This is a genomic window from Romboutsia lituseburensis, assembly GCF_024723825.1.
Lineage (GTDB): Bacteria > Bacillota > Clostridia > Peptostreptococcales > Peptostreptococcaceae > Romboutsia_F > Romboutsia_F lituseburensis_A.
Map to the genome: position 1 here is coordinate 1,849,300 of NZ_JANQBQ010000001.1, position 14,217 is coordinate 1,863,516.

The following is a 14,217-nucleotide window of genomic DNA, read 5'->3' on the forward strand; positions in this document are numbered from 1 at the left end:
ATATATATTCACTATATCGTGATATATAATTTTTTGTACGTAAAAAAGACCATAAACATAGTGATTAAAATCACTTATGTCTATAGTCTTTTTTTATATGTTAATATTAATAAATATTAATTATTTTCCAGCTCTCATTAACATTACTAAAGCTTCAGCTCTTGTTATGTTAGATTTAGCACCAAAAGTACCATCTGGGTTACCTTTTACTATATCCTTAACTTTTAAAGCTTCTACTGATTCATCAGCCCAAGAAGCTATTTCTTTATCATCCTTGAACTTAGTTTTTATATCTCTGTGTATAGTTTCTCCGTTTATTTTTTTAGTAACTTCAACTATACCGTCAACTTTAGTATTAACTTCTTTGAATCCATTTTTCTCATCTTGATCTGTTATAGCTACAGATAAAGCTTCTTTTTTAGTTATTTCATAAGCTGAAGCTATCATTTTAGCAGCTTCTTGTCTAGTTATTTGAGCAGATGGTTTGAAAGTTTCATCTGCATATCCATTTATTACTGTTCCTGTAGTAGTTCCAGCATTATATAATGCTCTTACGTAATCGTAATGCCAGTCACCTTTTTTAACATCTGTGAATATTTCTTCATCAGTATCTTTAGCTTCTATTCCGAATACTGTACATACTATTTTAGAGAATTCAGCTCTAGTTATTCCATCTTTAGCTCTGAATTTAGCAGATGCATCTATATTTCCTTTTAACATAGCTTCTTTTATTTCTTTTTCAGCCCAATGTCCATCTATATCAGTCTTAGCTGGCATATTTATTACTAAGTCTTTATCTACATTTTTAACATCTTTTAATGTCATTGTTCTAACTGCTGCATCACCTTTAACGTGACCTTTAGCATAAACTTCTACTATTAAATCACTACCATTGTCTGCTTCTTTCTTAACTATATCAAATTTAGCAGCATTTTGTTCTACTACATATTTGAATTCATTTAATTTGTAGTATTTAGCATCTCTATCAGCAGATTTCTTTTCATCTTTAACAAAAGTCATTTCGTAATTATCAAATTTGAATAATTTATTTAAGTCTTCTGAAGCTTTGTATTCAGTTCCATTGAAGTTATAAGTTTTAACAGTTACATCACCTTTCATAACTTTAACAACTTGGTTAGTATCAGTTAATACATCACCATTTCTAGTCATATCTGTAACATCTGATGTTTCTATTTTATATATTTTCTTTCCTTTTGAATCTACTTTTGAAGCATAATCTTCTATTTCAGCTTTAGCTGCAGCTATTTGAGCCTTTGCAACTTCTACTTCTGTAGCTTTAGCTTTTTGAGCTATTACATAGTAGTAATCTTCTTTAGTTTTTTCATTTGCACCTTTAAATTCTTTTATAACTCTTCCTGAAACTTTTAAAGTATCATCATTTAATTCTGATGTAAAGTTAGTATTGAAAGCTTGCTTTCTAGTAAAAACGTTGCTTCCTTTTACTGTTCCATCTGTAGTAGCTAATACTTCTCCATTAGCTTTTCTCACGTCTAAATTCACTACTTCTGCCGCTTTATCAGCTGCAAAAGCTGCAGTTGGCATTGCGCCTAAAGTCATAGCAGCTGCCATAACTGTTGCTAAGTTTTTCTTCTTCATAATATTCCCTCCAAATTATATTATTTTTATCTCTCTAATAAATAATTTCCTATCCTATTTATCTAAATAAGCTAAATTATTTATGTAAATATCATTTTTCTCATTTCTAATGCATTCCTCGTTATATATACTACTGTATGTACTTAACATTTTCAATAACTTCAAAGAATTTTATTCATTTTTCGTTCGTGTTTTTTCGACTTTTCATGTCGAATTTTATCTTTTTTTCTTTTTTAAAATAAATTTTAAATTATAATTTTATTTTACATTTTTTTACATTTTATTTTTTTTATCCATATGCCTTTATTTTTTTAGAATGTTGGGTTATAATAATAATACGTTAGAAATAAATATTTTTATCTCTCTAACGTATTCCTCAATTAAAAGCCATGGTCATTGACCATGGCTTTTTTTATTTTTTCTATTGTTCATATAAGTACATAAGTATTTCTACATTTATATTTCTATTTATATTTTCAAACATATCAAAAGCTTCTACTGTATATTCTTTAACTGGATCTTTTTGACCTATTGCTTGTAAAGTTATAGTTTTTTGCAATTGATCTAATGTATCTATATGATCTACCCAATATGAATCTACTACTTTTAGAAGTACTAATCTTTCATAGTCTCTCATATAGCTATTACCTTTTCTATCTTCTATTTCTTGATACTTTGATTGTACTATATCATAAGTTATATCTTTTAATGTATCTATATCTACATTATCTATCTCTAATTCATTTAACCTAAATACTTCTTTTATATATTTTTTATAATCATCTGTTATATATTCTATGCCTTCTTCAGTTTCTTTTACCTTTACGTATTTTTCAAACGCTTCTTTTATTACTGATTTTTCTATCCCTTTTATAACGCTTCTTATATCTTCACCTAAAAGTACTTTTTTTCTATCTTTATATATAAGGTTTCTTTGTTTGTTTATAACATCATCATATTTTAATACTTCTTTTCTTATCCCAAAGTTTTTAGATTCTAGATTTTTTTGCGCTGTTTCTACTGATTTTTTTATATATTTATTATCTATAACTGTATTATCTTCTAATTTTTCACCTATTTTTTGAACTTTAGATCCTGCATATAGTCTCATAAGTTCATCTTCTAAACTAACATAAAACTGTGAAACACCAGGGTCTCCTTGACGACCAGCTCTACCTTTTAGCTGATTATCAATTCTTCTATTTTCATGTTTTTCAGTTCCTATTACATATAATCCCCCGAGAGATTTTATTTTTTCTTCTTCATCCTTATCTCCTGCACCTAAAGATATATCTGTTCCTCTCCCCGCCATGTTAGTTGCTATTGTTATAGCGTTTAACTTACCTGCTTTTGCTATAATTTGTGCTTCTTTTTCATCATTTTTAGCATTTAATACTTCATGTGGTAATCCTCTCAAATCAAGTAAATATGAAAGTATTTCTGACTTTTCTACTGATGCAGTTCCTGCTAGTATTGGTTGACCTGTTTGATGTATTTTTTCTATTTGTTTTACTATTGCTTTAAATTTAGCAACTTCCCCTTTGTATATAACATCTTCTAGATCTATTCTTTGTATAGGTTTATTAGTAGGTATCTGTATAACACTCATTTTATAAGTTGATTCAAACTCTTGTTCTTCTGTTTTAGCTGTACCTGTCATTCCAGATAACTTATTGTACATTCTAAAATAATTTTGATACGTTATACTTGCTAATGTTTTTGATTCTGCTTGAATTTCTACATCTTCTTTAGCTTCTATTGCTTGGTGTAAGCCTTCTGAGAATCTTCTACCTTCCATTACTCTTCCTGTAAATTCATCTACTATTTCCACTTTACCTTCTCTAACAACATAATCTACATCTCTTGTCATTAGTATATCTGCTCTTAATGCTTGGTTTACGTGGTGATATGTTTCCATATTTTCTAAATCCATAAGATTATCCATTTTATAAAATTGTTCTGCTTTTTTTATTCCTAATTCTGTTAATGATATAGTTTTATCTTTTTCATCATATATATAGTCCTCTGGTAATAACATTTTTATAAATATATTTGCTAATCTAAATGGCAATTCATCTTGATCTACTTGCCCCGATATTATAAGTGGAGTTCTAGCTTCATCTATTAATATAGAGTCTATTTCATCTACTATTGCAAAATTTAGTTCCCTTTGAACCGTCTCTTGTTTATCCATTACCATGTTATCTTTTAAATAATCAAATCCGTACTCATTATTAGTTCCATATGTTATATCACATTGATATTGTAATTTTCTTTCTAATGGATCTTGACCGTGTAATATTACACCTACTGTAAGTCCCATGAAATTATATATAGGCTCCATTATCTCTTTATCACGTTTTGCTAAGTAATCATTTACAGTTACAACATGTACACCGTTACCAGTAAGAGCATTTAGATATACTGGTGCTACTCCTACTAGTGTTTTACCTTCACCTGTTTTCATCTCTGCAATATTACCTCTATGAAGTACTAGACCTCCTATTAACTGAACTCTATATTGTCTCATACCTAGCACTCTTTTCGATGCTTCTCTTATAACAGCAAATGCTTCTACTAATATATCCTCTAGAGTTTCTCCACTTTCTAACCTTTTTTTGAATTCATTAGTTTTTAATTTTAACTCTTTGTCACTAAGTTGTGAAATATTTGCTTCTAAATCATCTATTTTATCTACTATATTATTTAATTCTTTAAGTTCTTTTTTATCCGCAACATTAAATACATCATCTAATTTAACCATTTTAATCCTCCGTTCATATTTTTGCTAACTTCTATATTATACATCAATTTTTTATAAAAAAATAAACTAATTTTATCCCATATCATTTATTATATGGAATAAAATTAGTTATATTTTCACCTTCAACTAATTTTATATTCTATTTTACTTTATTCTACTTAGTATGACTACTGCTTCTGCTCTCGTCATTGATGATTTTGGTTCTAATGTCGTAGGTGTTTTTCCACTTATATACCCATTTTCTACAACTGCTTCTAATGAAGTTTGTGCCCACTCAGATACTTGGTCATAATCTGTGTATTGTTTTATCTTATCATAATCACTATCACTTATTTTTTTGTAATTAGCAACCATAACAGCTGCCTCTTCTCTTGTTATTTTATCATCTGGATTAAACTCTTCATCTGATTTACCTTTACAGATTCCATTTGTTACTGCTATATCTATATTTTCTTTTGCCCAGTGATTTTGTGTGTCGTTAAATACTTTTCCACTTCCTCCTGTTATAGCAAACACTCTATTGAATATAGATACAAACTCAGCTCTTGTAATAGAACCATCTGGTTTAAATGTCCCATCTTCGTATCCATTTGTGTATCCTTTATTTACAAAATCTCTTATTTGAGTTTCTGCCCAGTGATTGTCTACATCTGGATATGATGGCTGTACTTGCATGCTCCACTCAACATTCCTATTTGTCATATAAACCTCTATTATATTCATACCTTCCTTGACATCAACTTTTACTCTTTGTGTAGTTTTATCTCCCTCTAGATACAGTAACTCTTTGCTTAATTCTCCGTCCTTGTTTATTAAGTTTATTACTGCAGATTCTTCTTCGCTCCCCTTATTATCTTTAAATATAATATTTATATTTAGTGTTTGATTTTTTTTCGAATTAAACACTATTACATCATCATTGTTACCACTTGCTTCAAACATTTCATCTTCTATTGGTGTTATATTTTGAGTATAGTATATTTCCCATGGTTCATAGTATGTATGTCCTTGAGGATAATTTTCCTTTATTTTAAAGTACCATTGACCTTGTTGATTTATATTTAGTATAATTTTTGATTTATTATCTTGTACACTATTACTTGTCAGAGTATATACATGTTCATTGTTTGGGTTGTATACTTCTATTTCACCTCTTAGGCTTACATCTAGTAATAAAGCTCCTCGTTGCAAGTTTACTTTTTGGCTATCTTCTAGCTTATTTGTAAAATTATAATCTTGGCTTGCAGCTTCAACACGTATAACATTGCTAGTACATATTGTTATTAACAATGCTAAAACTAACACCATTGATTTTTTTATTTTTAATCTCATCTCTTTCTCCTTTTCTTATTTTTACGATTTAGCATTTTTGCTCTTATTATGTATATTAACATACTTTTATGTCTAAAATAAAGATTTTTGTAAATTTATTCTGAATTATGTAAACTTTTCCATAAAAAAGAACTATTATTTTTTAATCATAATAGTTCTTTTAAAATCTTTATTTTTTTAATTAATCTAAAATACCATTTACAATGGCATCTGCTATTATGTCATACGCTTGTTCACCTTTTGCTATAAACTTATCCATATCATTTTGATTTGTTATAAAACAAGCTTCTACTAAAATGCCTGGCATATTAGTATTATTTAAAACATATAAATCTCCTTGAGGCTGCGCTCCTCTATTTTTAAACCCAAAGCTATTTGATAAATTATTTACTACTTTTTGAGCTATTTTACTAGACCCTTCTTTTGTGGAATAATATACTTCACTTCCATTTCCTACCCCATCATTAAAACTATTAAAATATATAGATACAAATTTACCTGCTTTATTTTTATTCGCTATATCTGATCTGTATTTTAGTTCATCACTTTGAGTATATCTTCCCTTTGGTAGTGTATTAACTACGTCATATCCTTTTGTTCTTAGTTTATATATTACTTTTTCTCCTACAGCTTTAGTCAGATAATCCTCACTATATGCTCCATTTATACTTCCTCTAGCCATAGGTCTATGTACATTGTGTCCTATATCTACTGCTATTTTAGGCTTGACCATATTGTTAGCATTGTTTGATATTATTAATTTAACTTGTATATCCTCTACTACAGAATCATTTCCTATTTGACCTGATATTATTCCGTCTTTTACCCACGATTGCCAACCTTGCCCTTTTAGCTTAGTTCTATAAAATATATGATAATTACTTTGAGCATTTTCTATAGACATTTTTACTGCTTCTATTGGTTTTTGACCTGTTGCCTGTGCTATAGTCCCGTCTGATCCATTTATTTCATTTCCATCACAATATAAAGTATAATTTACTTTAAAATCTCCATTTACACTTTTTAAACTCATAGATGTTACAGTGTTATTTAAATTATTATTTATTGTAAATTGTATTTTATTTTGATTTACATTTTGTACTTGTGATGTTATATCTGGATGTTAAGGTGTATCTATATTTATTGGTGTATATGGAACTTGTGGCAACGGCTTCTGAGATTGTCCTGATGTTAGGTAACTTATACTAACGTATGCATATGTATTGTTATATTTTATTTTTGCCCATCCATTGTTTTCATCAACCACTTCTACTTTGCTTCCTTTTGGTAATGTTCCTAATTTTTCATAATTAGTTCCAGGTCCTTTTCTAACATTTACTATCGGATCACCCGTCGTGTACATTATTTTTGATGGTAGTGGATTTTCTGGTGTAGTTGGTTGATTCACTGGTATTCTAGATAAGATTGATACTGATTCTGCTCTTGTTATATTTGCCTTTGGTTTTATTGTATTATCTGAGTATCCCCCTATATATTTAGCTTCTAAAGCTCCCTCTACTGATGATTTCGCCCAGTTAGATATATTTTTTAAGTCTTTGTATTTGTTTATTTTATCATAGTTTGTGTCTTTATTTTTCTTTATATTAGTTATTATAACAGCTACTTCTTCTCTAGTTATTTGTTTATTTGGTCTAAATGTTTTGTCTTCATATCCTTTTATGTACCCTGCCTTTATAGCTATACATACATCATTATAAAACCATTGATTAGACTTAACATCTGTGAAGTCTGCACTTGTAATCTCTTTGTATCCAAATGTTTGGTTAACTATTTTTATAAATTCAGCTCTTGTTATAGAATTTTCTGGCTTAAATGTATTATCACTATATCCTCCTATATACCCTTTATTTACGAAATCTTGTATAGTTTTTGCTGCCCAATGATCATTTTTTACATCTTCAAAACTTAGTGCATTAACAATATTAACTTGCATGGGCATTACCAAAATAGTTGTAGCTAATGCCACATTTAAAACTTTTTTTATTTTTTTCTTCTTCATTCTATTCCCTCCCCTATATTTAGATATTTTAATTATAGCAAATATTAAAACAATTAAAATAAAAGCTATATCATTTTGATGATATAGCTTTTATTTATTCAGTATTTTTATTTTATCCTACTTAAAGTTACTAGTGATTCTGCTCTTGTTATTTTATTTTGGGGTCTAAATGTATTATCAGAGTATCCACGCATATACCCCTTTTCTAAAACTCCTTCTACAGAGTTTTTAGCCCAATTTGATACATTATTTATATCTTGATATGCTATTAATTTATCCATATTAGCATCTGCTATTTTAGTGTAATTAGATAGCATAGATGCAGCTTCTTCTCTAGTAATAAAATCATTCGGTTTAAATTCTTCTTTTGACACGCCCTTACATACCCCATTTGTTACAGCTTTATCTATTTCATATTTAGCCCAATGATTTTTTGTATCATTAAATACTACGCCACTTTCTTTAGTTAATCCAAATACATTATTAAATATCCTTACAAATTCAGCTCTAGTAATATTGTCCTCCGGTCTAAAAAAGTTTGTTGTCGTTACCCAACCTTTATCCATAGCAAATTTTATTTGTTCGTTTGCCCAATGATTTTGCCAATCATTTTTTTGTTTATATGCATATGCTAAGTTATATGTATCAACTTCTTTTAACTGACCATTAGCTGGTTTGTATTCAAGTATATATGGGCCCATAAGAGTTTTGTTTTCATATCCTTGTGGCTGATGGTCTAATCCAAAACTATGACCTAATTCATGCAGAGCTATTTCATCTATATGTTCTTTTGTATATCTATATTGTGATATAGAATATGCATTTAAATAGTTATCTGAAAACAGTAGTTTCCCTGGCTTATTATTTCCATTTTGGTATGACATTTTTGCTATACCTAACCATTCTTCTTTTGGACTACTACAAGAGCTTAATTGTATTAGTGCTTCTTCACTCGAATCAACTTTATTAAAACCAATTCCACTATTCGGTATCTGAGAAAATTTATTTATAGCATTTTGCCACGCATCTGTATGATGTACGTATCTAGATGTTGTATTAGTATTCATTTTATAAGTTACATTTTCATATGATTCTATTCTAAAATTATAAAATGCTCCATCTCCTCTGATTACATCTGCATATGATATTGTATTTGAATTCATTAATATTATTATCCCTGCGATAAATGTACTTATTGTCTTTTTCATACTCAACCCCCTAATTTTTATAGTTGTCAACTATATCTTCTTTTATATTATTATAAATCTTGCATTCCTGCGGAGATTGAGGTATAAAATCTTGTTTTTTAACTTCATCAAAATACTTTATTTCTTTTGTTTGCTCTTTTACTTCATTTTCATTTGATAAATTATATTTACCAAAACTTATTGATATAATTGTATATTGTTTGCCAAATTCTGTATCATTTTCTCTTAAAAAAAGTACATAGTCTTGATTTTCTATCATAGGGATATATCCCTCAATATTAGCAAAGTCCTTTTTCTCTATCTCAAATGGCTCTATTACAGATACAGTTTTTTTACCTATATTTCCTTTATATACTTCGTCTACTTTGAACTGTGAAATAGTTGAAGGACCTATAATATTTTTATCCTTATCTGCCTCTCTTTTTCCTGTAAATCTTCCTTGTACAATTATAGGACTTTTTTCCTTTAATTGCTCAAGATCTTGTGGTATTGCATAACTTGCGCTAAATGCTTGATCTTTGTTATATGAAACTTTATTATCTCTCTTAAACACTACAAAAGCACCTAATCCTATAGATAATATAGTTACCATGGTTATGATTTTTTTCATCTGTCTGTTCCCCCATTTTATAAAACTTTTTGTCTACTACAAAATAATACCATTTGTGTTATTTTTTTTAAAGCAAAAAACACCTTAATTTGTAAATATATATATTAAGGTGTTTTGTATTCATTTAATTGACTCTGCTTAATATAACTACAGCTTCTGCTCTTGTTATATTATTCTTAGGCTTTATAGTATTATCACTATATCCACCTACGTATCCTTTTTCTATACTTCCTTCTACTGAAGGTTTAGCCCAATCAGATACCTCACCTGCATCATTATACTTACTTAGTTTATCTAAGTTAGCATCAGCTATCTTTTTATAGTTAGCTATCATAGTAGCAGCTTCTTCTCTTGTTATTAAATCATCTGGTTTAAATTCTGTTTCTGTTTTCCCGCTACATACTCCATTTGTTACTGCTATATCTATATCATGTTTTGCCCAATGATCTGCTGTATCTATAAATACTTTTTCACTTGAATTTGTAATATTAAATACACCATTTAATATTTTAACAAATTCAGCTCTTGTTATTGAATTGTCTGGTCTAAATGTATTGTCTTCATATCCACCTACATATCCCTTTTCAATAAACGAAGCTATTGCCTCATATGCCCAATGATTTTTGATATCTATTATTGAAGTATTGTCTGATGGAGGATTATTTGATAAAAATGTTTTTATCTTATCTCTACATCCTTCTCTATTGTTAAGTATATCTATTGTTGTATAATACACACTTCCACTGACCTCATTATATTTAGTATTTATTTGTAGTTGCTTATCAATTTGAGTAGCTACTTCATCCTTATATATACCATGACCTATGTAAAGTTTTACATTTGTACCTTTAGCTACATTAGACCACCATTTTACAAGTGTTTCATAGTCAGCTGCTGAATGTCCAGTTTGCCAATAGATTTGTGGTACTATGTAGTCTACCATATTATTTTTTACCCACATTCTAGTATCTGCATAATCAGAGTAATAACTTTCATTTCCTCTTGTATCTGAACCATTTGAATCACTTGATTTATTTTTCCATATTCCACTTGGACTCACCCCAAATAAAACAGATGGCTTTATTGATTTTACTTTAGATTTTACTTGAGATATCATATCATTGATATGACTTCTTCTTTCATTGGCTACTTTACCATCCCTACCTTCACCTGCTGGTAATGGATATTTAGATGGATAGAAATAATCATCAAAGTGCACTCCATCAACATCATAATTAGATACTATTTCTGCTACTGTATCTACAATATGTTGTTTTACCTGTGGTAATTCTGGATTAAAATATAGCATGTTGTTATAATTAATTACCCAAGAAGGATTTTTTCTTGCTTGGTGATTAGGACTTAGCTTATTTACATCTGTACCTGTTGAAGTCGTTGATGCTCTATATGGATTTAACCATACATGAACTTTCATACCTCTTTTGTGTGCTTCTTGTAATACAAATTCAAGAGGATCATATCCGGGATCTTTACCTTGTGTTCCTGTTAATACTTTTGACCATGGATTTATGCTAGATTTGTATAAAGCATCCCCTTCAGTTCTTGCTTGAAACATTACAGTGTCTATTCCTGTAGACTTTAAAGTGTCTAATATTTTTATCATTTCTTGTTTCTGTGATTGTGGACTGTTTTTTGCCTTAGGCCAATCTGCATTAAATACAGTAGTAATCCATGCTGCTTGCATATCTGTACTATTAGCATATATATTCGAGCTTATTCCCCCTACAGCAATCATACAAAACACCATCAAAAACGCTAATATTTTTTTCATTTTCTCAATCTCCTTTTAGCTTTATAGATGTTATTATAGATTTTATACATAGTAAATTTTATCATTTTTTGTATAAAAATAAAAGAAAAAGGATATATTCTTTCGATTATATCCTTTTTCTTTTATTTTACTCTGGATAATGTTGACACTGCTTCTGCTCTTGTTATGCTATTTTTAGGCTTAAATGTATTATCATCATATCCACCCATAACATCATTATCGCTTACAGCATCAACTGAGCCTTTAGCCCATTCATCTATTTGATTGTTATCAGCAAAGTTAAGATTTCCATCTCCATATAAATTTGCTATACTTGCAACTATACTAGCTGCTTCTTGTCTTGTTATTTTTCCATTTGGTCTGAATGTATTATCATCATATCCATTTATATAACCTGCTTGTTTAGCTATACATAAATCTTTGTAGTACCATTCAGAAGAACTAACATCTGTAAAATTTAACTCTGTGATTTCATCTGAATTAGTTAATCCAAATACACGATTTACAACTTTTACAAATTCTGCTCTTGTTATATCATTGTCTGGCTTGAATGTATTATCAACGTATCCATTTATATAACCTTTATCTGCAAAATCAAGTATTACTTCCTTTGCCCAATGATTATTTAAATCTGTGAACTTAGAGTTTGGATCTGGATTTGTTTGGCTATCTAGTTTTATATAATTACCAGATACACATCCATATCCTCCGTTATACTTTATTTTGTACCATCCATCTTTTTTATCTACTATTTCTACTCTAGATCCTGTAGATAAAGTACCTATTATTGAATATCCTACTCCATATCCACTTCTTATATTTAACGGATCTGTTGATGTTACAGTTCCATTATCAATAACTGTTAAAGGTGGATTTGTTGTATCTTCATCTAATTTTATATTATCCTTTAGATACTTGTATATACCATTAGATATTGCTGTAGCTACTTTTTCTTGGTACGCTGGATCCCCTAATCTTGATGATTCTATTTGATTAGATATGAATCCACATTCCACTAATGTAGATGGCATATTTGACATTCTCAAAACCCCAAAGTTAGCTGATTTTACGCCTCTATCCTTAGCATTAGTTTCTGCAATTAAATTTGTTTGTATATCTGCACTCAATGGTCTATGAGAATCTTTATCTATATGATGAAATGTTTCTATACCATTAGCATCACTAGAACCAGCTGAGTTTTGATGTATAGATGCAAATACATCAGCACCATACGAATTAGCAAGTTGAGCTCTTTCAGCTAATGTTAGGTAAACATCAGTTGTTCTACTCATATTTATTTGAACACCTTTAGCTTCTAATTTTGATTTTACTCTATTTGCAATTTCCATATTTAATTGTTTTTCAGTTCGCCCAAATCCAGTTGCTCCTGAATCTGAACCTCCATGTCCTGGGTCAATAAAAACTTTATAATAGTTTCTGCTAGCTCTTGCATTTGATTCTGATTGTAAATATTTTGGTTCTTCTTTGTACACATAAACTTCTACTATATGTACTTTTGAACCTATTTTTTGACTTAAAAATGTAGTTCCTTCTTTAATTGGTGTTAGCATACCATTATTATTTATAGATGCTACATCCTTATTTGATATTTCCCAATTGGGATGATCCGATAAATCTAGATTTTCATTTAGCTTTAACGATATCCCATTTTCTATGACTAAATCCTCAGGATTATACTTTTCGATAACAGATTTAAATTCAACTTCTGTTTTATTATCTGCATATGCTATTGAAGCATTTGATAAAACAGGTATCATCGTTAATAAACTTAGTGATAATATAGCTCCTACTATCCTTTTCCTTATACTCATTCATTCAACTCCCTTTCTTTAGTATTTTGTATTAATGTGTATTTTTATGTCATATATTTATATTATCACAAGTAATTTGATAAAATAAAGTTTTTTATAACTAAAAATATTCCAAAAATTATTCCTTATCTATTGCAACTTCACTTATTTCAACTTCTTGAGCATTTACTTTTTTTATTAAAAACTCCATGAACTCATCTTTTAATTCTGGTCTTTTAAGAGCAAAGTCAACTGTTGCTTCTAAAAATCCTAGCTTATCCCCTACATCATATCTTTTTCCTTCAAAATTATATGCATATATAGCTTCATGCTCTGCTAATGTTTTTAAAGCATCTGTTAATTGTATTTCTCCACCTTTTCCTGGTTGTTGATTTTCTAATACATCAAATATAGCTGGTGTTATTATATATCTACCTAATATAGCTATATTCGACGGAGATTTATCTAAATCTGGCTTCTCGACCATATCTTTTACCTTATATACCCTATTTTCTATATGCTTAACATCTAAAATTCCGTATTTATTCACATCTTCTTTAGCTACTTCTTGTACACCTAATATTGATGTATGGTATTCATCGTATGCTTTTATAAGCTGTTTTAAGCACGGAGTATGACTATCCACTATATCATCTCCTAATAGTACCGCAAAAGCATCATCACCTATAAAACTTTTTGCACAATGAATTGCATGACCTAGGCCTTTAGGCTCTTTTTGTCTAATATAGTGTATATTTACCATGTTTGATATATCTTGAACCATTTTTAACATTTCTGTTTTTCCTTTTTGCTCTAGCTCTAGCTCTAGCTCTATACTGCGGTCAAAATGATCTTCTATTGATTTTTTGCTACGACCAGTAACTATTAATATCTCTTCTATTCCTGATTCTATAGCTTCCTCTATTATATATTGAAGTGTTGGTTTATCAACTATTGGTAACATTTCTTTGGGTTGTGATTTTGTAGCTGGTAAAAATCTAGTCCCTAATCCAGCTGCTGGTATTATAGCTTTCTTAATTGTTTTTCTCATGAACAACTCTCC

At 29.2% G+C, this 14,217-nt stretch carries 10 protein-coding genes; all 10 read right to left on the bottom strand.

The window, feature by feature from the left end; all coding sequences use genetic code 11:
* Positions 1-120: 120 nt before the first annotated feature.
* The 10 genes from NWE74_RS08960 to galU all read right to left on the bottom strand — a co-directional run bounded on the left by NWE74_RS08960 (position 121) and on the right by galU (position 14,205).
* Positions 121-1,617: an S-layer homology domain-containing protein gene (locus NWE74_RS08960; protein ID WP_258242860.1), complete on the bottom strand. Its 1,497-nt coding sequence runs from the start codon at positions 1,615-1,617 to the stop codon at positions 121-123.
* Positions 1,618-2,038: 421 nt separating this feature from the next.
* Positions 2,039-4,381: a preprotein translocase subunit SecA gene (secA, locus tag NWE74_RS08965; protein ID WP_258242861.1), complete on the bottom strand. Its 2,343-nt coding sequence runs from the start codon at positions 4,379-4,381 to the stop codon at positions 2,039-2,041.
* A gap of 144 nt (positions 4,382-4,525) precedes the next feature.
* On the bottom strand, positions 4,526-5,713 hold the full coding sequence (locus tag NWE74_RS08970) for an S-layer homology domain-containing protein (protein WP_258242862.1): 1,188 nt from the start codon (positions 5,711-5,713) through the stop codon (positions 4,526-4,528).
* A gap of 181 nt (positions 5,714-5,894) precedes the next feature.
* Positions 5,895-6,746 carry an N-acetylmuramoyl-L-alanine amidase gene (locus NWE74_RS08975; RefSeq protein ID WP_258242863.1) on the bottom strand — a complete coding sequence of 284 codons (852 nt, stop codon included), beginning with the start codon at positions 6,744-6,746 and terminating at the stop codon, positions 5,895-5,897.
* A gap of 90 nt (positions 6,747-6,836) precedes the next feature.
* Entirely contained in the window at positions 6,837-7,733 is an 897-nt protein-coding gene (locus NWE74_RS19120) for an S-layer homology domain-containing protein (RefSeq protein ID WP_309137281.1), read from the bottom strand.
* 107 nt (positions 7,734-7,840) lie between these two features.
* A complete protein-coding gene (locus NWE74_RS08990; protein WP_258242864.1) occupies positions 7,841-8,941 on the bottom strand; it encodes an S-layer homology domain-containing protein in 1,101 nt (366 codons plus the stop codon).
* Positions 8,942-8,951: 10 nt separating this feature from the next.
* Complete coding sequence (locus NWE74_RS08995) at positions 8,952-9,551, bottom strand: hypothetical protein (RefSeq protein ID WP_258242865.1); 600 nt, start codon at positions 9,549-9,551, stop codon at positions 8,952-8,954.
* 124 nt (positions 9,552-9,675) lie between these two features.
* The gene (locus tag NWE74_RS09000) at positions 9,676-11,343 is read right to left on the bottom strand and encodes a family 10 glycosylhydrolase (RefSeq protein ID WP_258242866.1); all 1,668 of its coding nucleotides are present in this window, start codon (positions 11,341-11,343) and stop codon (positions 9,676-9,678) included.
* Positions 11,344-11,465: 122 nt separating this feature from the next.
* On the bottom strand, positions 11,466-13,175 hold the full coding sequence (locus NWE74_RS09005) for an N-acetylmuramoyl-L-alanine amidase (protein ID WP_258242867.1): 1,710 nt from the start codon (positions 13,173-13,175) through the stop codon (positions 11,466-11,468).
* Between the two features lie 118 nt (positions 13,176-13,293).
* The gene (galU, locus tag NWE74_RS09010; RefSeq protein ID WP_258242868.1) at positions 13,294-14,205 is read right to left on the bottom strand and encodes a UTP--glucose-1-phosphate uridylyltransferase GalU; all 912 of its coding nucleotides are present in this window, start codon (positions 14,203-14,205) and stop codon (positions 13,294-13,296) included.
* Positions 14,206-14,217: the final 12 nt, after the last annotated feature.

What these genes read in the sequence shown, in the direction of transcription:
- NWE74_RS08960 (WP_258242860.1), bottom strand. Translation starts at nt 1,617, where the DNA reads ATGAAGAAGAAAAACTTAGCAACAGTTATGGCAGCTGCTATGACTTTA.
- secA (WP_258242861.1), bottom strand. Translation starts at nt 4,381, where the DNA reads ATGGTTAAATTAGATGATGTATTTAATGTTGCGGATAAAAAAGAACTT.
- NWE74_RS08970 (WP_258242862.1), bottom strand. Translation starts at nt 5,713, where the DNA reads ATGAGATTAAAAATAAAAAAATCAATGGTGTTAGTTTTAGCATTGTTA.
- NWE74_RS08975 (WP_258242863.1), bottom strand. Translation starts at nt 6,746, where the DNA reads ATGAGTTTAAAAAGTGTAAATGGAGATTTTAAAGTAAATTATACTTTA.
- NWE74_RS19120 (WP_309137281.1), bottom strand. Translation starts at nt 7,733, where the DNA reads ATGAAGAAGAAAAAAATAAAAAAAGTTTTAAATGTGGCATTAGCTACA.
- NWE74_RS08990 (WP_258242864.1), bottom strand. Translation starts at nt 8,941, where the DNA reads ATGAAAAAGACAATAAGTACATTTATCGCAGGGATAATAATATTAATG.
- NWE74_RS08995 (WP_258242865.1), bottom strand. Translation starts at nt 9,551, where the DNA reads ATGAAAAAAATCATAACCATGGTAACTATATTATCTATAGGATTAGGT.
- NWE74_RS09000 (WP_258242866.1), bottom strand. Translation starts at nt 11,343, where the DNA reads ATGAAAAAAATATTAGCGTTTTTGATGGTGTTTTGTATGATTGCTGTA.
- NWE74_RS09005 (WP_258242867.1), bottom strand. Translation starts at nt 13,175, where the DNA reads ATGAGTATAAGGAAAAGGATAGTAGGAGCTATATTATCACTAAGTTTA.
- galU (WP_258242868.1), bottom strand. Translation starts at nt 14,205, where the DNA reads ATGAGAAAAACAATTAAGAAAGCTATAATACCAGCAGCTGGATTAGGG.